Below are 17,218 nucleotides of genomic sequence, written 5' to 3' on the forward strand. Positions count from 1 at the left end.
CGCTCAAGCATGCTGCGCACGCGAAGGTTGCTGTGTGCGTGCCGGTGGCGCGGTGGGTTCGGGCAGGGAGGCGACATGCACGGTGCGCGCCGGGAAGGCGAACGTCGCGTCCAGCTCGGCCACCGCTTCCATGATTGCCAGATTGATGCGTTGCTGCACGTCCATGTAGACGTTGTAGCTGGCGTCCAGAACGATATACACCGTCTCGAATTCCAGCGCGCTCTTACCAAAACTGCGGAAATGGCAGCGGTCGAAGCGCGCCTGTTTTTCGTTCTTGATGATGCTTTCAACGCGTTGAGTGATCTGGCGGATCTGTTCGCTGGTGCACTCGTAAGTCAGACGAAACTCGAACACCACTCGACGCTCCTGCAAGCGTTTGTAGTTCTGAATGGTGCTGCCGATCATGTCGGCGTTGGCCATGACAATCTGCTCACCGCCGAGACTGCGGATGCGCGTGGTCTTCAGGCCGACGTGCTCGACCGTACCGGCCAGCGTGCCGACGACGATGAAATCGCCCACCTCAAACGGCTTGTCGACGGCAATCGACAGCGAGGCGAACACGTCGCCGAGAATGTTCTGCACCGCCAGCGCCACCGCGATACCGCCGACACCCAGGCTGGCGACGAATGCAGTGATGTTGACGCCCAGGTTCGACAGCATCGCCAGCAGAATCACCGCCCACAGCAACACCTTGACGCCCCACAGGCTCAGGGTCGCCAGGGCGCTCGCTTGAAAGGAGCCGGTCGTGTTATGCCGCGAAAAATAGCGATGCAGCCCCAGCGCCAGTGCGCGGTTGGTCCACAGGCCGACCTGCAACGCCGCCACCACGAACCATAAACTGCTGACCCGCCCGAGCCAGCGCTCGGGCAAATCCAGCAAACCGATGCCGACCAGAATCGATGCCAACAGCAGCAACGTGGTGCTGGTCGCCGCCAGCACTTCGCTGGCCATGTACGTCAGATGCCCATTGCCGGCAGTGGCCCGCGCCTGCACCTTGCGGAAAACGAAGCGGATCGCCGTGGTGGTCAGCAGATAACTGAGCGTTGCGGCGAGGAACGCCAGCACCCAGTTCGCCAGTGAAATTCCTAAAATCGTGTGTGTCGTGAAAAAGCCGATGAAATCCTCGGTCATGGAAACCCCCTTGCGAAGCCTGCACCGACGCGCGCAGAAACGCACCGTCGGTCGCAGCCAGGTAAACGCCGCTTGAATCGGCGGTGCCGTCAAACGACCTGTCTGGGTTAGTCGCCCTGAGATTCCTGCTGTTCAATCAAATGCAGGTTTCGCCGGACCGAATGGTCAACGCCTGGCCTTCAACTCCGCTGGGCTTACGCCGTAAGCGCTTTGAAAATACTGACAAAAGCGCCCGACATTACTGAAGCCAAAGCTCAACGCCACCTCCGTCACAGAGCCTGCATGCCCGCGCACCAACGCCTCATAGGCGCGCTGCAAACGCACCTGCCGCTGATACGCCACGATCGACATCCCGACAAAACGTCGAAAACCTTCCTGCAAGGCGCGCTGGCTGACATGGCTCAACCGCGCCAGATCCACGCCACTGACCAACTGCTGCGGATGCGCCTGAATAAACTCCATCGCCACCTTCACATGTCGTGGCGCCACACACGGCGCCGGCCCCCGTAATGCCTCGGTGAAATTGTGCGGCCACGCCTCCAGCACCGCATCGATCAACATCTCGCGCAACCGTGACGGCATCAACGTGCCGCTGTTGATCAAGGCATCGAACTCAGTGCCCGTGGCCAGATCGATCAACGCCTTGAGGCCCTGAAATGCCGGGGCATTCAGATCCACGCTTGGCTCAAACACGATCTTCTGCACGACCGGTTTCTCCAGCAGCCCCGACAACCGCTCGGTGAGCTGCAGACGATTGATCGAAATGCCGTGATGCGCGTGATCGTCAACAAAACGCATCGAACGGATATCCGCCTTGTCGATCGCCAGACCGACATGCGCCATGCCGATGGACTCGGTGGCGTGGTTGAAAACGATCTTGCCGGCGGTGGGGATGACGAAAGTGATTTCGTTCTGCGGATCGGGGAGGGTGACGCTGAAATCGCCGTGGTAATGCATACGCCGAAAACTCATCCCGTCGTGCCGCCCGTAGACACCCCCGATGATGATGTTGGAGGGCGGCGGCGGAGTATCGGCGTAGCGGTTGCCGAAGAGCCTGGAGAACAGGGCGCCGAAGTCGGAAGAGCTGAGGTTGTCGGAGCGCAGGATGATTTTTTGCCGGGTTGGGGATGCAGTTGCGATGGGCGGCATTTTGGAATGCGGGCTCTTGGGGCGATGGTCGAGATCGGTCGAGCGTAGGAGGCGGGTGTGACGGTTCAGTGACAAGGCTGGAACCACGGACTGCTTTCAAGCAAGAGCAGACAGCCAATTAATCGCACTTGCATATTCCCGGCAGACAGACCACCACCTCGGAACATACTCGGGAAGGTACACATTCCAACGGCAGCTTCTGGCCGAAAAATAGATTCGAATATCTGGTGTCATTCGTAAGCAAACTGATCAATCAACCCCAGACGAGGAACACGTGTGTGGGGCCGCAACAAAGCGCCAGGAGCAATCACAGCGTTTGCGCCAATCTTGCAGCCATCACCCACTAGCGCTCCAAATTTGCTGACGCCTGTGTCGATCACCTGATCTTCGTGGCGGATCCTGATATCAGCCCCGTCCAGTTCGTTACGGTAGTTGGCGATGATCGCGCCGGCTTCAATATTTACCGCTTCGCCAATCAATGAGTCGCCGACGAAGTTGAAGTGGGCAAGCTTGCTGCCATCGAGCATGAAGGTACTTTTCAGCTCACAGCTGGGGCCAACGATGCAGTTTTTGCCGAGGTATACACCTCCCCGTAGATAAGCCCCCGCCGCGACGAAGCAGCTTTCGCCGATGATGATTGCGCCTTTGAGAACGGCGCCTTGCTCAACGATGGCGGTTTCATGAATCGCACAATTGCTGTGGCGCCGGTATCCCGGGCCGAGCGTTTCAAGCAATTCCAGAATCCGGCTCTCGCAATCCTGAACCACCGCCCACCGCCCAAGGGACAGCGGAGTCCACGCCCAGTAATGGCCATTGAGCGATGTAATCTTCGATTTTTGGCGATTTCATAAGAATTTTCCGAACAAGTGAGAGTGGGGCGTGGGTGGACTGTCGACGACTTGAACGACTCGCTATGCCTGCCAGTCGTACCTGTACAAGCATTTTCAAGGTACGGCGCAATGGATAAGACAATCACCGCGGATCAACTGGCTACCACTGATCTGAGATCAATCAACGAGATATGGCTCGGCGGGACCCATACCCAGTTATGTCTATGGCGTGCTGAACAAGTCTTCACCCACGAAATGCTCAGCGAGGGAACCCATGATCAGAATGTCCGACGCCTGTGCTTGCAGTTGGTTGACCCTGACGATCGAGATGCAGTGGCCCGTGTTGAGGCGGTAGCGCGCGAACGACTGGAAGAAATGGGCAAGCAGGGCGAGTTTTACCCGGCCGAGGAGGCGGACACTCGTCAATAGCCGCTCCGCAGCTGATGTAAAGCGCTGCTGCTAAAGCAGCGCCTCAAGCGTGCTCTTCAACCCTGCGTACATCCCCCAACGAATCACGCTGCATTGACTGCAAATTCTTTTCGATGGTTTCGCACAGCGCTTCCATTTGAATCTGGTGTTCGCTGTGGCGAAACGGGCTTTGCAGATCGGTGCCGATGCGCTCGATGGCCAGCAGCATGAACCCGACCACAGTCGACGCCAGCGGCGTGAACCAGCCGAGGGATTCCACCAGACCTATCGGGACGATCAGGCAGAACAGCGAAATGAACAGCCGTGGGAAATACACATAAGGGTAGGGCAGCGGGGTGTTGGCGATCCGCTCCATGCCGCCTTGGCTGTTGGACAGATCCACCAGCGTCGACTCAAGCCGCGCCAGGCGAATACTGTCCAGATGCCCGGCCTTGTATTCGCGAGCGAGCAGAGTCGCCGAGCCGGTGAGGATATCGTTGGCAAAGTTATTGGTCGTGCCGCTGCGGGCAAATTCTTCGGCGGGAATAAACGCTCGCACCTCGTCGGGACACGGCTGACCTTGCAGATGCGCGGCGAGGCAATTTACGTAGGCCACGTGGCGGCGCAACAGCGTGGATTTGACCGGATTAACCTCGCCACCAGCGTCGTCCAGCAGCGTCAGCACCTGCCTGGCAAAGCTGCGGGAATTGTTGATCATCGACCCCCACAGCGTCCGCGCCTCCCACCAGCGGTTGTAAGCGCTGCTGTTGCGAAAACTGATCAACACGATCAACGCCGAACCGAGCAAGGTCAGCGGCATCAACGGCAGGTTCAGCTTGGCGTTGAGAAATAGCATGAAGTCGACGGTGACGGCGATGTCCCAGAGCAGCAACCAGAACAAAGACCAGCCCACGTAACCCAGGGTCTTGATGATCAGACGGTATTTTTTGACGATGGCAGCTTTCAAACGGAAACCTCGTGGCGAGCAGTTTGCTTAAACGCTTAAGCTCGGACGATGCCAGGCACCCGCAGTTCCCTGGTGGGGCGGTCAGCCGTCAGTCAGTCTGCAAAGTCTGGCCCTGTGCAGGGCGAATGCTTTCGAGAAAAATCCTCGTCTCTCGATTCGACCGCAGGTGAACCACCCGGCAAGCCGATGGCGCCGTTGACACGAATTGGCGCATTTTGGCTCGCGAGGTTTTTCTCGTCCGCCACATGAACTTTAGAAACTCCGGCAGGTTCGCCAGCTGTTCGGGGCAGTTTTCCGGCAAGTCAGGCCGAGACTGACCGTGGTTGAGCAGAGTTCTACGCAGGACGCGCAAGAATCGAAGCGGTGGCGAACGATCGATCCAGATCAGCAGATCTGCACGGGCGATGCGATTTTCCCAAGTGGTCGAATGGCCACCTTCGAATATCCAGCGATCGCGCGTTTCGACCTCCAGGCAGAGTCGGGTCTTCTCATCCGGGCTTCGCTCGATCCAGCCTGGCTGCCAGTGGATCGTGTCGATATGCACGACCGGCAAGCCCGTGCGCTTACCCAGCTTGCGCGCCAACGTACTTTTGCCAGACCCAGGCTGACCAACAATCATCACCCGTTGCATCGAAGCTCCTTCTCGCTCTGCAAGCTGTTTTTTGGGGCGGGCGATTCTACGGCAATGCCTGTCTCCGTCAATGACTCTTGAGCGCTACGCTGGGTTTTGCCGCGCTCCCGCCACACTGGCTCGACGGTCCGCCCGTTCGCCGAGTCGCCATCCCAGCAGACCCCACAGCAGTGCACACAACGCGCCGACCAACGCTGCCATGCCTGCACCTTGGCTGAGGGCGTCCAGCGCGCTTTTCGCCCAGGCACTGATGGCGTCGCCGGCGCGGTAGACCACGGTGTCGATGAAGTTCTTTGCCTTGTACTTGCTTTCGGCATCGAGCGGGGCAAACAGCATCTCTCGGCCTGGACGCACGAAGGCGTACTCACCGATGCGGCGCACGATCATCAGCGCGGCGATCAGGCCAAAGCCGGGGGCGAAGATCAGTCCGATAAACCCGGCACACATGACCAGCGGCACCATGGCCAACAGCACGCCGACGCCGAGCCTTTGCGCGAGGCGTCCAGTGATGAACAGCTGACAGAGCAGGGCGCCCGCCTGCACGACAAAGTCGATGATGCCGAACACGCGCACCTGCGCCTCGCGGTCCGGGAAGTGTTCGGCGACGACGCGTGCCTGCTCGAAGTAAAGGAAGGTGGAGACTGTTGCCAGCAGCACCACAAAACCGCAGATGCCGAGCAGATAAGGTGATTTCACAACGGTCGTCATACCGCTGAACGGATTGCCCGGCAACGGCCTGCGAGGGCTTTCGCTCGGCGCGGCATCGGGGCGTCCTGCGCCACCCCGTTCACGCCAGTGCATCAGCTGGCGCTTGAACCACATCGCAGCGGCCAGCAGAACAGCGGCCAGCAGCATCAGGCCGGGCTCGCCCAGCGGACCGATCAGCAAGGCGCTCAGCGCAGGGCCACTCAGGCCGCCGACGCTGGCGCCCGCCGCGATGAAAGCGAACAGGCGTTTGGCCTGGGCACTGTCAAATACATCGGCCATCAGGCTCCAGGCGACCGATACGACAAACAGGTTGTAGACCGATATCCACACGTAAAACACGCGCGCCAGCCAAGGGCTTTCTTCGCCCAGGAACAAGGCGGCGAACAACAGCAGGTTGGTGCAGAAGAATCCGTATACCCAGTCCACGAAATGCAGGCGCGGCACGCGTGCGCTGAGCCAGGCGAACAGCGGAACGGCCGCCAGCATGACCAGGAAGGTCGCGGTGAACAGCCACTGCAAGTTCTCGACGCCGGCAGTGATGCCCATCGATTCGCGGATCGGGCGGAGCATGAAATAGCCGGCGAACAGGCAGACGAACAGCAGAAAGCCATTGAGCGCAGGGCGCAGCTCGTGAGCCTCGGCATTGATGATGGCGCCGGCGCGGTGGGCGAGAAGAGACGTATCCATGTTGCGCTCCTGTAGGAGTGGCGGGGCAATGGCACGGAGCCTCCCCGTGCCAGCGGGCTCAGCGGTAGGTGACGCCGGTCAGTCGCTCTGAGAGTTGCCACAGTGTGGCCGAATTCGAGCGATCGGCAGCGGCCGGCGGCATCTTGGCGAAGCCCAGCGGCCCGCGCTTCTCGTTATCACCGATAGGCCCGTAGTAGGCACCGCCGACAGCCTCCAGCGCCGTCGCAGCATATAAGGTGGGCAGCGCGCCCTGCGCTTGGGAATGATACATGTCCCGCTCTACAGCCCATTGTTTGCCGAATTCACTGTCCAGGCCAGGTCCACGGGCGATCAATTCGGTCACGGCAACGCCGGGATGCGCGGCGATGCTGCGTATCCCCCAACCGGCGGCATCGCTGCGCTGCTGCAGCTCGATACTCCACTTCAGAACCGCCAGTTTCGATTGGCTGTAGCTGGCGAAAGGGTCGTAACTGCGCTCAGCCTGCAGGTCATCGAAGTTCAGGCTTGCGCGCCCGGCGGCGATGCTCGACAGGCTGACCACCCGACCGTCGTCGCTTTTGCGTAGCAGAGGCATCAGCAGGCCGGTCAAGGCGAAATGCCCCAGGTAATTGGTCGCCAGTTGCATCTCGTAGCCATCGGCGGAAACGCCTCGTACAGGCGGCGACATGATCGCAGCATTGTTGATCAGCACGTCGAGCCTCGGCAGGCGCCCTTGCAGACGGTTGGCGAGGTCGCGTACCGATTGCAGATTGGCAAGGTCCAGCGTCTCGAATTGCACGCGCGCCTCGGGCACGGCTTGCTTGATGTTTGCGATCGCTTCGCGGCCGCGCTCGGCGTTGCGTGCGGCGATGATCACCTCGGCACCGGCGCGCGTCAGGGCCAGCGCGTCTTCATAGCCCATGCCGCTGGTCCCTCCGGTCACCAGCACAATGCGGCCTTTCTGGCTGGGCATGTCGTGGGTTGACCAGTCCGGCTTCGGCTCCGTTCGGGTGGTCGCCTGCGCAGCCAGTGTGCCGGCCATCGCGGAAATGGCGAACAGCATTCGGGTGGCCTTGAGAAGGCGTTGGGTCGCGGTATTGCTCGGCGTAGCGGGTGAATGGCTCATCGGGGGATTCTCATTCGCGTGACAGGTTCCCGCTTGGCGGGGCGAGTGAGCAGTATCGGTGTACGAGTGCGCGAGGATAAGTCGGGCATTGGTGGATGACCCGTACGGTATGGCGTACAGTCAGGCGCCTGCGGAGGAAGCATTCATGCGTAAACCAAACCTTACCGATGTGTCGATATTTGCTGCGGTGGTCGAGGCGGGGGGATTTCGTGCTGCCGCGCAAAAGCGCGGGCTGTCCGCCTCGTCGTTGAGCGACTGCATGCGCCGGCTGGAAAGCGACCTGGGCGTGCGCCTGCTCAATCGAACCACGCGCAGCGTCACGCCGACGGCCGCCGGCGAGCGATTGCTCGAGCGCCTGCGCCCGGCCTTGCAGGAAATCGACGCCGCTTTCAACGATCTCGACGACGACGCTCAGCGCCCGGTCGGCACGCTCAAACTCAATGTGCCAGTGCCGGTGGCACGCTTTCTGTTGCCCGACCTGCTGGCGCGTTTTCTGCGCCTTTATCCAGGGGTCAGTGTCGAAGTCGTCATGGACAACACCTTTGTCGACGTCAACGCTGGCGGGTATGACGCCGGCGTGCGCTATGAAGAGAGCCTGGCCAAAGACATGATCGCCGTGCCCATCGGCCCGCGTCGCCAACGCTTCGTTGCAGCCGCCGCCCCGGGCTATCTGGCTGAACGCGGTACGCCCACTCACCCCGAAGAACTGCCGGCCCATGACCTGCTTGGCCATCGGTTCGAGAGTGGCAAAGTCGGCGTATTCGAGTTCCATCGAGACGGCCGTATCGTGCGTATCCCGCCTCAGGGGCAACTGCTGACGTCGTCGCACGATCTGAAAATTCGCTCGGCCATCAACGGACTGGGCATCGTCTATACCTTCGAGGACTTCCTGCGCGAGCCGCTCTCCGATGGTCGACTGGTGCCGATTCTCGAGGACTGGTGGCAGGCCTTCGACGGCCCGTTTCTGTATTACCACGGCCGCCGCCACATGCCTTCGCCGCTGAGGGCGTTTGTGGATTTTTTGCGGGGGGAAGGGGAGATTGCGGAGAGTTCAGGTGTATTCGGCGCTGTTTCGTGAGGCTAATGCATGGTCTGCCAGCTGGGCGCCCGTGGCGACGGGGAGCAGTCGGCCAGAAGCGGATGTTGACCAGCGACCACTGCCGGCCAGAAGCCGACCTTTAATTTTGGCTTCGCGAAACAAAGAACGCTGTTAAATTGGGTGATTGCGATTTTAGGTTTGCGGATGCTACTTATGTACGGCACGATGTTGATCTCCGTCCTGCTCGATGGGTGTACTAGATTTTTTATCCGATTTCAGAGGTAAAAACTTGCTAGCTTTAGCAGTGCCGCAACCAAGGTAAGCAAAAAATCACGGTAGCCGACATAAATTTAATGTCGGTATTTACCGCCAAGAATCGCCAATGCTGAGAATCATGATGGTTCGTATGCGAACGTGGAGGGTGAAAAGTGTCGAACCCTGTGTTTATAAAGTCATTCGTAGTGGGCGATCTAAATAATGTAAAACCTGTCTCTGTTTTTTTGGGTGAAAATAAAACCCACTTAATCATCACAGGTCGTAACGGAAGTGGTAAAACTTCTATTTTGAAAGCGATACAGGAAGAAATTGGGTTTTTAAAATCTTCCAAAGGTAAAGTTAAGACCTATCGGGTCAACAGGGTGGTTGCACAAAAGGCGCACCATGAAAATCCAAGCCCTCAGACTTTAGAAAGATTAAATGTATTTGACGCCTACAAAGAGGCCAAGGTTTCTCTGGAATTCTCGGGAGGTTTCGGCTTTACTGAAGAACAAGAGATTTGTATTTTCTTCTCTGCAAATCGCTCTTTGGATACTAGCATCCCTTCGTCGATAACAGCGCCTTCACTGCCAATTTCGGTAGGAGATGTTCCTGCGGTTAATTCGATGATTTTGCAGCATTTAGTCAATCTTAAAGCTCAAAGAGCATTTGCTGGAGACGATGGTGATATTAAATCAGTAGAAGTCATTGATAGTTGGTTTGACTCATTCAAGCAAGCACTGCGGGATGCATTTGAAAGTCGAGACCTGGATCTTGAGTTTGATCGACAGCGTCTCAATTTTCTTATTGTCGAAGGTGAAAAAAAATATTCACTTAATGCACTTTCCAGTGGGCAGTCAGCTATCCTTAGTATTTATGCGGAACTGTTGCTGCGCGTAGAGGCTGCTGCTCAGGGCAATAAAAATATCAGCGGTGTGATTCTAATCGATGAGCCAGAAAACCACCTTCATGCATCACTTCAGAAAAAAATACTGGCGTTCCTCGTTAAAGCTTTTCCTCAGTTTCAATTTATTGTAACTACTCACTCCCCTTTTATAATTACTTCTCTTCAAAACACTAAAATACTCAATTTGGAAGATGGAAAAATTTACACGGATTTTTCTTCTTTCTCTTATGAGGCAGTTCTTGAGGAATATATGTTAGTAGATAAATATTCTCTAGATGTTAAGCAGCAAGTTGAAGATGTCAAAAAGCTTTTGACGGAGGGTAATGCGTCCCAAGCACAAGCACTTCTCAATGATCTCTTGAACAAATTGCAGACTGCTGAATTTTCAGTTTTTGCATCCGCAGAATTGGCATTTGAGCTGAGCTCCCTTAAGTTGGCTTTGAAAAACGTCGAGTGATCACATGTTACATTTACCCAAGACTATGCCTGGCCCGATAGTAGAGCTTCAGGCGGAAAAATTAAAAGCATCCGGAACCTATCGGATTGACTCTGTTCTCATTCAGCTAAAAAAAGATTTTTATAATAAGTGTTATTTGTGCGAGGACTCTCCTCAGTCTATAAATGTCGAGCACTTCGTCCCGCATAAGAAAAACCTGGATCTAATGTTTTCCTGGGATAATCTTTTTTGGGCGTGCGGGCATTGCAACAACATTAAAGGCGGTGGGTATGATGGTATATTGAATTGCGTCAATGATAGTGATATTGAAGGGAAGCTGGAGTACGTTTTTTCAGCTTTTCCTTCCGAGGCCGTAATCATTAATGATCTGCAAGGGGGGGCTGAGTCTTCATTGACGGTCGCGTTACTCCTCGATATATATAATGGTACGACAACTCTAAAGAAAATAGAGTCAAGTGAGCTTCGTAAAAAAATTGCTCGGCAACTTCTTGAGCTCAATGATCATGTATTAAGGTTTGAGGAAGCTGAAGAGGATGATGAAGCGCGCAATCATTTTGGGGAGCTGATCAAAGCGAAAGTTCGCATAAGCGCCAAATTTGCGTCTTTCTCTCGAGCGTATCTTCGCAGATTTCCTTTATCGCTTCAAAAGTTAAAAGAAGGTGTAGCAGAATTTCCTATCTAGTTAATGAGAAGACTTTGCGCTAAAATTTAAGTTGTCAGCGTAATTGCTGGGATTCGTCAGTTCACCGCAGGCTTTCCTGCAAATACCTTGCCGAAGAATAGCAACGCTCGCGTCATTAGCGTCTTCCAGTTCAAACTGAGGAAGGCGTTGTAGTACATCCTTAAGCGTGGCCGGCACGCAATCCATAGCAATAACCAAAGTAAAGTGGATAAGGTTTTGGCGCTCGCTAGTATCTTGTCACGCCCTTTGCTCAACCTCGAAGTTTGCGACGTCGGGGCGAAGTCCGGCGCGCTTGAGCCGAATCCAATTGTATACGCGTTGAATTAACCTTTAACCAATCAGCGCCGCAATTGGCCGAAAGACGACATTCGCTGACATGTCCACCTGCGTAATATCTCGCAGTTTCCTTCAGGCAGATCCTCCAGTCGATCTTGGCAGGCTTATCTATTCAACACCGCCTGCTTTAACCGGAATTCGCCTGATAACGTCGTCGTAAGGCACCAGATCGAGAAAGGCAGTGACCTCAATTGCCTGCAGATTTCGCATGCGCATGATCCATACGTAGCTGTTGCGATAAGGCGCGCCGTCGGCTGCGGTGGCGGTGCCGTCCCAGTGCACGACGACGTCATCGCCTTCAGCCCAGATATCCGTCACCGTCGGGCGAACGGGCGAGGCGAGCCGTTTTGCGAAGGGTTGGACTGCGCGTTTCAGGAAGTCATCTCGGCCCCGATAAGTACCCGCCGAAGGGCTCGTCCCCTTGATTGTCCAGATCACATCGGGAGCCAGGACATCTGTGAAGAACGTCCGGCCGCCTTGAGCCCATTGGTTGAACGCTTGCGCAACGAATTGGCGATTGCGTTCCGTAGTCGGTTCGCTGGCCACGGCGGGCGCCGGCCCTGCGATGAGTGTGGTGAAGACCAGTGCTAGCGCTGTAGAGAGGCGTTGAACAAGCGTCATTTCCTGTGCTCCTTAATCTGTCTGATGAGCCCCGTCGAGTTGGATGGGCCGTTGTTGTTATATGTAAGCCGCTAGTTGCGTTTTCCGGTGCCGTTGTTCTATATGGGGCATTGGCAAAGAATCGTCGACGCCGGACATGGAGTGAACGGCAGTTTCTCTGGGCTTCATCTGAAGTGTGACTTATGAGCGGAGGAGGGCTGTTGCAGGATCGTCCTGATTTCTTGCTTGATCATCCGATAGGCCAGATATTTAACCGCCGCATCCCCGCGTTATGGAGTTGTGTTTGAATTCCCTTTCAAAGCTTGTCGATATCGTTGGTCGTCACGCCCGGAATGACGGCATCCACAGCACCGCGATTCCGGGTGTCAGCCTGATTCGCTCGGCTACGCCCACGATGCCTATGCCGGTGGTGTACGAGCCAACACTCTGCCTTGTCGCTCAGGGACGTAAACAAGCGATGCTGGGCACTACCGCCTATGTTTACGATCCGGCCAAGTACCTGATTGCATCGGTAGACCTTCCGGTGATGGGCTCGGTCATCGAGGCGAGTGAGGCTGTTCCCTATCTGTGCCTGGCGCTGGATCTCGATACCGCTGTGTTGAGTGAACTTGCGCTGCGCCATCCGCTAAGAGAAGAGAGCGTCAGTGCACCGCCGGCAGGCATTACGCTCAACGATACGACTCCAGAACTGCTGGATGCTGCGGTTCGGCTGGCCGGGCTGCTCGACAGGCCACGGGATATCGAAGCGCTCGCTCCGCTGGTGATTCGCGAAATGCTTTATCGCCTTCTAACCGAAAACGGCAACAGCATCATCAGGCAGATGGCACAAGCAGACAGCCGCTTGAACCAGATCGCCAAGGCTATTGCCTGGCTACGCAGCCACTACAACGAAGCGTGTCGGATAGATGAACTCGTCGAAATCGCCGGCATGAGCCGTTCTTCTTTTCATACGCATTTCAAGGCGATCACCTCGATGAGCCCGCTGGAATTTCGCAACCAGTTGCGGCTACAGGAAGCACGCCGGCTGATGGTCACCGAAGCGGTCGACGCCGCAGAGGCGGGATATGCAGTCGGATACGAAAGCCCCTCGCAGTTCAGTCGGGACTACGCCCGCTTGTTCGGTATGCCGCCGGCGAAGGACGCCTGGCGGCTGCGCACGGACATTTGTGGGATTTGAATCCAGCACTTTTCTTCGCGCAGAAAAAAACGAGGCCGCATTTGCGGCCTCGTTTTCCATGTGTTCCGGACTACTGTTTGACGCTCAGGTAATCGCCGCTCGTATTCAGCGAGATGGTCACGTCCTTGTTGCTGCGGTTACGCCAGAACCAGCCATGGGTGCCGTCAAATAACGCGGTGAATTGGCCTTTATGTCCTTCGACCTGCTTGCCCTTGTTGTAGCTGTGGAAGTAACCCTTTTCGCCGTTGTAGGGCTCGCCGTGCGTGTCGTAGTTCACAAGCCCGCCAGTGGCCGTCCATTCATAATTGACAGTCTTGCCCTTCAGCATTTCCAGTTTGATTTCCGTACCTTCGCCAGGTTTGAGCGTTACGCTCATCTGATTGGTTCTCAGCGCCGGGGCGGGCGCGGTTACTGGCTTGGTAACAGGCTTCTCAATGGGTTGGACTTGTGCAACTTGCTGCACCGGAGCTCGAGCAGAAGTTGCAGTCGGAGCTGGAGCGGTTGCTTGAGGCGCAGCGGCTTCCGCCAACGCTTCTTGAGCAAGGATGAGTTTCAGCTCGCCCATCTGGGTAAGCCCCAGTGTTCGGCCCACACCTGTAGGATCAATGGCGTATTCAGACGGCATGACAACGGTCACCAAAAGGCCGGCGGCGACCAGTATCGCGATGACGGTCGAGCGCAGCAGTTTGCGGGTGCTGGGCAGTTCATTAACAGTTGGAAGCGGAGTATTGAACATCGTCGGAATTCCTTAGGCGGAGACAAACAGGCCGGTGATCTGGTAACCCATCAAGAGGAAACCGGCACTCATCATGGCGACGTTGGCGGTATACGCGTGGCGCCAGAAACTGCCGGTGCGCCGCCAATACCCCATCAAAATGAGAATCGCGCTGAGGGCCAGCAATTGGCCGATCTCGACACCAACGTTGAAGGCGATCAGGTTCGGAATCAGGCCGTCTGGTGAGATCTCGTATTCCTGAATCTTGGTCGCCAAACCAAAACCGTGGAGCAAGCCGAAGATCAGCGTGGCCACTTTGGTATTGGGTTGGTAACCGAACCAGCGCTGGAATGCGCCGAGGTTATCGAGGGCTTTGTACACCACCGAAAAGCCGATAATGGCGTCGATGATGTAGGAGCTGATGCTGATCTCGGCCAGCACGCCAAGCAGCAGCGTGACCGAGTGGCCTACGGCGAACAGCGTGACGTAAAGGCCAACATCCTTCAGGCGGTAGAGGAAGAAGATCACCCCGAACAGAAACAGCAGGTGGTCGTAGCCGGTCATCATGTGCTTGGCGCCCATATAGATGAAGGGCAGCAACATGACGCCTGAGCTTTCCTGGATGAAACCTTTGTCGCCTTCCGCAACAGCGTGAGCCATCGCCTCGGGTGTTCCGAGGAAAAGTGCAGCGACAAGTAAAAACAACAGCAGTAGCGGGCGGTGCGAAGGCGCAGTAAATACGCCTGTGCCGCTCATCGAGTGCGAATGCATGGGGCAATCCTACGTTGCAATGATCGTGGGCCGCATTGCGGCCGTGGTCAGGATGCGAACGAAGGGCGAGGTGGACGCTCGATCAAAAATATCGGCGGCAGAGGAACCGAGTGTCGAAGTGCATCGACCCGGATCGATGGCATCGGCGATGTCGCCAACATCAACGCGGCTGTGAGTTGCGGCGTTTCGTGCTGATGATCAGGGGTCAATGGCGAGTGATAGTGTTCTGAAAAGCTTGAGTGGCTGGATGACGACTCTTCGCCGTGAGAATGATGGACGTCCTGAGCGATCTCCCAGGCTGGCTGCCCCGAGGTGACTGGCAACGAATAGGTATGCCCGGCCCAGGCCATGAACATGGCGAGAGCAAGCGCGATTACTACCGTCGTTGTCAGTGTTTTGCTGTACATGGTGTTAAAGGTTTCAACTCGTCGACCGGGCGTTCAAGCGATTTGCCTAATCCCCCCTGGGGGGATACGATGCCAGCGTAATTCATCGAGCCCTGAGACTCAACTCATGAGTGAACACGAACACGACCACAGCCATCCCCACACCCACCAAAGCCATGAGGCGATCATCAAACGCCTCAAACGGGCGGACGGGCATTTGCGCGGCATCATCACCATGATCGAAGAAGGGCGTCAGTGCGTGGATATCGCCCAGCAGCTTCATGCGGTTGAGAAAGCGATCTGCCAGGCCAAACGCACGCTCATCCAGGATCACATCGACCACTGCCTCGAAGATACCGTTTCGGCGCTAGGCAATGGCGAGCGCGCACCGCTGGAAGCCTTCAAACAAATCACCAAGTACCTTTAGGTCTGACATGCCCGATTTCGCTGAACTGTTGCAGCAAGGCGGGGCTCACGCCTGGCTGTATTTCCCGAGCGCGATTCTGCTCGGCGCCTTGCATGGCCTGGAGCCAGGTCATTCGAAAACCATGATGGCGGCCTTCATCGTGGCCATCCGTGGCTCGGTCAAACAGGCTGTTTTGTTGGGGTTGGCCGCAACGCTTTCGCACACCGCCGTGGTGTGGCTGGTCGCCATCGGCGGCATGTACCTGGGCAAAGGTCTGGACGCTGAAACCACTGAGCCGTATTTCCAGCTTGCTTCCTCTGCACTGATCATCGCGATTGCCCTGTGGATGCTGTGGCGTACCTGGCGCGGTGAGCAGATGTTCAAATTCGAGCAAAGCGATGATCACCATCACGGCGAACACGACCATGGTCATCATGATGAAACGCACCGAATAGATACCGGCCATGGCCGTGTTGAACTGTCGATCTTCGAGGAAGGCCTGCCACCGCACTGGCGCCTGAAGACCTTGAGCGGACACGCCTGGGCAGCCTCGGATGTTCGCCTGACCACGACGCGTCCGGACGGCAGCAGCCAATCGTTCGCGTTCGTCGAGCGTGAAGGCTTTCTTCAGTCGACGGTGGATATTCCGGAACCGCACGAGTTCAGCGCCCGCTTGAGCCTTGGACACGCCGGGCATTCGCATGATTACGACCTGACGTTCCAGGAGCATGATCACGGGCATGCGCATTCCGAACTCGAAGGCCTGGAGCTGTCGATTGATGGCTATCAGGATGCGCACGAACGTGCTCATGCCAACGACATCCGTAAGCGCTTCACCAACCGCGAAGTGACCACGGGTCAGATCGTCATGTTCGGGCTGACTGGCGGCCTGATTCCCTGTCCGGCTGCCATCACTGTCCTGTTGCTGTGCCTGCAAGTCAAAGAGGTCGCGCTCGGCGGCATGCTCGTCCTGTGTTTCAGCATCGGCCTGGCGCTGACTTTGGTCACTGTCGGTGCCGCTGCGGCCATTGGTGCCAGGCAGGCCTCCAATCGCTGGCCGTGGCTGGGAACCGTGGCGCGCCGCGCTCCTTACCTGTCCAGCGTGCTGATCATAGGCGTTGGCCTGTATGTCGGCTTTCATGGCTGGATTGGCCTGAGCGCATAAGGCCGTTTGCGCACAGCGGTGGCACTGATGCAAAGGGTTGCCATCGCAACCATAAAACCAACGACTACCATTGCCACTTACGAGCGAAAAGCCCAGCGCAAGGCTGGGCTATCGAGGAGCGCGCGATGGGGGCGAGGCATTAGCGAACGCCTGCATCCGCAGAATTACTCGACCGGCACGACGTTATCCAACGCCTGATTAACCGCGAGCTCGCCGAGCATCACTACCTGCGCGATACCTTGCAGTGTCTTGCGAGCAGATCCTTCAACCATCCCGATCACATCACTCAGCATTACCGAGGCGGAGCCTAGCGATTCGCTGGCGTTGACCAGCAATTCTTCAGTCGCGGTTTTCGGGTTGGCGAGGAACATGCTGCTGGTCTGGTAGGGCGTGGTTTTGAGGGTGTCGGTGGGTTTGAGGTAGTGGTCGAGGGCGCGGTCGGCGGCTTCGTGGAGTTTTTTTGAGTCGAGGGATTCGTAGGGGGAGGTTGCGTCCGACGCTGGCGGGTTAGGCGTGACTTTGAACATGGTGAAGCTCCATATGTGACCAAGGGAACCATCACTCTCGCTACCAAACGAAGGGTGGTGGCCATACGAAGGTTGGTAGACCGGCCCACATGGAAAAACCGGCGCGCTCGAAAACGCCCTGCGCATGGCCACCATAAAACCGATGCGAAAGCATCTGC

Annotated in this window: 18 protein-coding genes and 1 pseudogene; 8 read left to right on the forward strand and 11 right to left on the reverse strand. The window is 56.8% G+C overall.

Going from position 1 to position 17,218, the window contains the following annotated elements:
* Window positions 1–3 precede the first annotated feature (3 nt).
* The 3 genes and pseudogenes from AC0Z5Z_RS16575 to AC0Z5Z_RS16585 form a co-directional block, all read right to left on the reverse strand.
* Window positions 4–1,131 (reverse strand): mechanosensitive ion channel family protein, encoded by a 1,128-nt coding sequence (locus AC0Z5Z_RS16575; protein WP_485611340.1) that lies wholly within the window; start codon window positions 1,129–1,131, stop codon window positions 4–6.
* A 165-nt stretch (window positions 1,132–1,296) separates the two neighbouring features.
* Complete coding sequence (locus AC0Z5Z_RS16580; protein ID WP_485611341.1) at window positions 1,297–2,280, reverse strand: helix-turn-helix transcriptional regulator; 984 nt, start codon at window positions 2,278–2,280, stop codon at window positions 1,297–1,299.
* Window positions 2,281–2,510: 230 nt separating this feature from the next.
* A pseudogene (locus AC0Z5Z_RS16585) lies at window positions 2,511–3,129 on the reverse strand (LbetaH domain-containing protein).
* Window positions 3,130–3,239: 110 nt separating this feature from the next.
* Between AC0Z5Z_RS16585 and AC0Z5Z_RS16590 the strand changes: the two are divergent.
* Window positions 3,240–3,539, forward strand: coding sequence for a hypothetical protein (locus tag AC0Z5Z_RS16590; protein ID WP_150635605.1), 300 nt, complete (start codon window positions 3,240–3,242; stop codon window positions 3,537–3,539).
* Window positions 3,540–3,582: 43 nt separating this feature from the next.
* Here AC0Z5Z_RS16590 and AC0Z5Z_RS16595 read toward each other — a convergent pair whose 3' ends face one another.
* The 4 genes from AC0Z5Z_RS16595 to AC0Z5Z_RS16610 all read right to left on the reverse strand — a co-directional run bounded on the left by AC0Z5Z_RS16595 (window position 3,583) and on the right by AC0Z5Z_RS16610 (window position 7,616).
* A complete protein-coding gene (locus AC0Z5Z_RS16595) occupies window positions 3,583–4,485 on the reverse strand; it encodes a bestrophin family protein (protein WP_056784990.1) in 903 nt (300 codons plus the stop codon).
* A gap of 88 nt (window positions 4,486–4,573) precedes the next feature.
* On the reverse strand, window positions 4,574–5,116 hold the full coding sequence (locus tag AC0Z5Z_RS16600; RefSeq protein WP_485611342.1) for a P-loop NTPase family protein: 543 nt from the start codon (window positions 5,114–5,116) through the stop codon (window positions 4,574–4,576).
* An 84-nt stretch (window positions 5,117–5,200) separates the two neighbouring features.
* Window positions 5,201–6,511 carry an NTP/NDP exchange transporter gene (locus tag AC0Z5Z_RS16605; protein WP_485611343.1) on the reverse strand — a complete coding sequence of 437 codons (1,311 nt, stop codon included), beginning with the start codon at window positions 6,509–6,511 and terminating at the stop codon, window positions 5,201–5,203.
* A 58-nt stretch (window positions 6,512–6,569) separates the two neighbouring features.
* The gene (locus AC0Z5Z_RS16610; RefSeq protein ID WP_485611344.1) at window positions 6,570–7,616 is read right to left on the reverse strand and encodes an SDR family oxidoreductase; all 1,047 of its coding nucleotides are present in this window, start codon (window positions 7,614–7,616) and stop codon (window positions 6,570–6,572) included.
* A 145-nt stretch (window positions 7,617–7,761) separates the two neighbouring features.
* Here AC0Z5Z_RS16610 and AC0Z5Z_RS16615 point away from each other — a divergent pair, with 145 nt between their 5' ends.
* From AC0Z5Z_RS16615 to AC0Z5Z_RS16625, 3 genes are all read left to right on the forward strand, one after another.
* A complete protein-coding gene (locus AC0Z5Z_RS16615) occupies window positions 7,762–8,694 on the forward strand; it encodes a LysR family transcriptional regulator (protein WP_485611345.1) in 933 nt (310 codons plus the stop codon).
* Between the two features lie 389 nt (window positions 8,695–9,083).
* On the forward strand, window positions 9,084–10,274 hold the full coding sequence (locus AC0Z5Z_RS16620; RefSeq protein WP_485611346.1) for an AAA family ATPase: 1,191 nt from the start codon (window positions 9,084–9,086) through the stop codon (window positions 10,272–10,274).
* 4 nt (window positions 10,275–10,278) lie between these two features.
* The gene (locus AC0Z5Z_RS16625; RefSeq protein WP_485611347.1) at window positions 10,279–10,956 is read left to right on the forward strand and encodes an HNH endonuclease; all 678 of its coding nucleotides are present in this window, start codon (window positions 10,279–10,281) and stop codon (window positions 10,954–10,956) included.
* Between the two features lie 444 nt (window positions 10,957–11,400).
* Here AC0Z5Z_RS16625 and AC0Z5Z_RS16630 read toward each other — a convergent pair whose 3' ends face one another.
* Window positions 11,401–11,913: a nuclear transport factor 2 family protein gene (locus tag AC0Z5Z_RS16630; protein ID WP_485611348.1), complete on the reverse strand. Its 513-nt coding sequence runs from the start codon at window positions 11,911–11,913 to the stop codon at window positions 11,401–11,403.
* 283 nt (window positions 11,914–12,196) lie between these two features.
* On the opposite strand from AC0Z5Z_RS16630, the gene AC0Z5Z_RS16635 reads away from it, so the two are divergent.
* A complete protein-coding gene (locus tag AC0Z5Z_RS16635; protein ID WP_082530265.1) occupies window positions 12,197–13,090 on the forward strand; it encodes an AraC family transcriptional regulator in 894 nt (297 codons plus the stop codon).
* Between the two features lie 70 nt (window positions 13,091–13,160).
* Here AC0Z5Z_RS16635 and AC0Z5Z_RS16640 read toward each other — a convergent pair whose 3' ends face one another.
* Both AC0Z5Z_RS16640 and AC0Z5Z_RS16645 read right to left on the reverse strand, forming a co-directional pair.
* Complete coding sequence (locus AC0Z5Z_RS16640; RefSeq protein WP_056785026.1) at window positions 13,161–13,826, reverse strand: hypothetical protein; 666 nt, start codon at window positions 13,824–13,826, stop codon at window positions 13,161–13,163.
* Between the two features lie 12 nt (window positions 13,827–13,838).
* Window positions 13,839–14,576 carry a HupE/UreJ family protein gene (locus tag AC0Z5Z_RS16645; RefSeq protein WP_056785030.1) on the reverse strand — a complete coding sequence of 246 codons (738 nt, stop codon included), beginning with the start codon at window positions 14,574–14,576 and terminating at the stop codon, window positions 13,839–13,841.
* 513 nt (window positions 14,577–15,089) lie between these two features.
* Here AC0Z5Z_RS16645 and AC0Z5Z_RS16650 point away from each other — a divergent pair.
* From AC0Z5Z_RS16650 to AC0Z5Z_RS16660, 3 genes are read left to right on the forward strand one after another with little or no spacing between them, the layout of a single operon-like run.
* A complete protein-coding gene (locus tag AC0Z5Z_RS16650; protein WP_016774379.1) occupies window positions 15,090–15,389 on the forward strand; it encodes a metal-sensing transcriptional repressor in 300 nt (99 codons plus the stop codon).
* Between the two features lie 7 nt (window positions 15,390–15,396).
* Window positions 15,397–16,533: a nickel/cobalt efflux protein RcnA gene (locus AC0Z5Z_RS16655; RefSeq protein WP_485611349.1), complete on the forward strand. Its 1,137-nt coding sequence runs from the start codon at window positions 15,397–15,399 to the stop codon at window positions 16,531–16,533.
* On the forward strand, window positions 16,428–16,676 hold the full coding sequence (locus AC0Z5Z_RS16660) for a YHYH domain-containing protein (protein WP_485611350.1): 249 nt from the start codon (window positions 16,428–16,430) through the stop codon (window positions 16,674–16,676). The genes AC0Z5Z_RS16655 and AC0Z5Z_RS16660 overlap by 106 nt, the downstream gene beginning before the upstream one ends.
* 21 nt (window positions 16,677–16,697) lie before the next feature.
* Here AC0Z5Z_RS16660 and AC0Z5Z_RS16665 read toward each other — a convergent pair whose 3' ends face one another.
* A complete protein-coding gene (locus tag AC0Z5Z_RS16665; RefSeq protein WP_041480468.1) occupies window positions 16,698–17,060 on the reverse strand; it encodes a DUF6124 family protein in 363 nt (120 codons plus the stop codon).
* Window positions 17,061–17,218 lie beyond the last annotated feature (158 nt).

This window comes from Pseudomonas sp. 1L-E-NC-VB-C3, from assembly GCF_057291535.1.

Excerpts from the sequence above, each read along its gene's own strand:
- AC0Z5Z_RS16610 (WP_485611344.1), bottom strand. The coding sequence starts at position 7,616 with ATGAGCCATTCACCCGCTACGCCGAGCAATACCGCGACCCAACGCCTT.
- AC0Z5Z_RS16630 (WP_485611348.1), bottom strand. The coding sequence starts at position 11,913 with ATGACGCTTGTTCAACGCCTCTCTACAGCGCTAGCACTGGTCTTCACC.
- AC0Z5Z_RS16625 (WP_485611347.1), top strand. The coding sequence starts at position 10,279 with ATGTTACATTTACCCAAGACTATGCCTGGCCCGATAGTAGAGCTTCAG.
- AC0Z5Z_RS16655 (WP_485611349.1), top strand. The coding sequence starts at position 15,397 with ATGCCCGATTTCGCTGAACTGTTGCAGCAAGGCGGGGCTCACGCCTGG.
- AC0Z5Z_RS16580 (WP_485611341.1), bottom strand. The coding sequence starts at position 2,280 with ATGCCGCCCATCGCAACTGCATCCCCAACCCGGCAAAAAATCATCCTG.
- AC0Z5Z_RS16590 (WP_150635605.1), top strand. The coding sequence starts at position 3,240 with ATGGATAAGACAATCACCGCGGATCAACTGGCTACCACTGATCTGAGA.
- AC0Z5Z_RS16615 (WP_485611345.1), top strand. The coding sequence starts at position 7,762 with ATGCGTAAACCAAACCTTACCGATGTGTCGATATTTGCTGCGGTGGTC.
- AC0Z5Z_RS16650 (WP_016774379.1), top strand. The coding sequence starts at position 15,090 with ATGAGTGAACACGAACACGACCACAGCCATCCCCACACCCACCAAAGC.
- AC0Z5Z_RS16665 (WP_041480468.1), bottom strand. The coding sequence starts at position 17,060 with ATGTTCAAAGTCACGCCTAACCCGCCAGCGTCGGACGCAACCTCCCCC.
- AC0Z5Z_RS16605 (WP_485611343.1), bottom strand. The coding sequence starts at position 6,511 with ATGGATACGTCTCTTCTCGCCCACCGCGCCGGCGCCATCATCAATGCC.
- AC0Z5Z_RS16645 (WP_056785030.1), bottom strand. The coding sequence starts at position 14,576 with ATGCATTCGCACTCGATGAGCGGCACAGGCGTATTTACTGCGCCTTCG.
- AC0Z5Z_RS16600 (WP_485611342.1), bottom strand. The coding sequence starts at position 5,116 with ATGCAACGGGTGATGATTGTTGGTCAGCCTGGGTCTGGCAAAAGTACG.
- AC0Z5Z_RS16640 (WP_056785026.1), bottom strand. The coding sequence starts at position 13,826 with ATGTTCAATACTCCGCTTCCAACTGTTAATGAACTGCCCAGCACCCGC.
- AC0Z5Z_RS16575 (WP_485611340.1), bottom strand. The coding sequence starts at position 1,131 with ATGACCGAGGATTTCATCGGCTTTTTCACGACACACACGATTTTAGGA.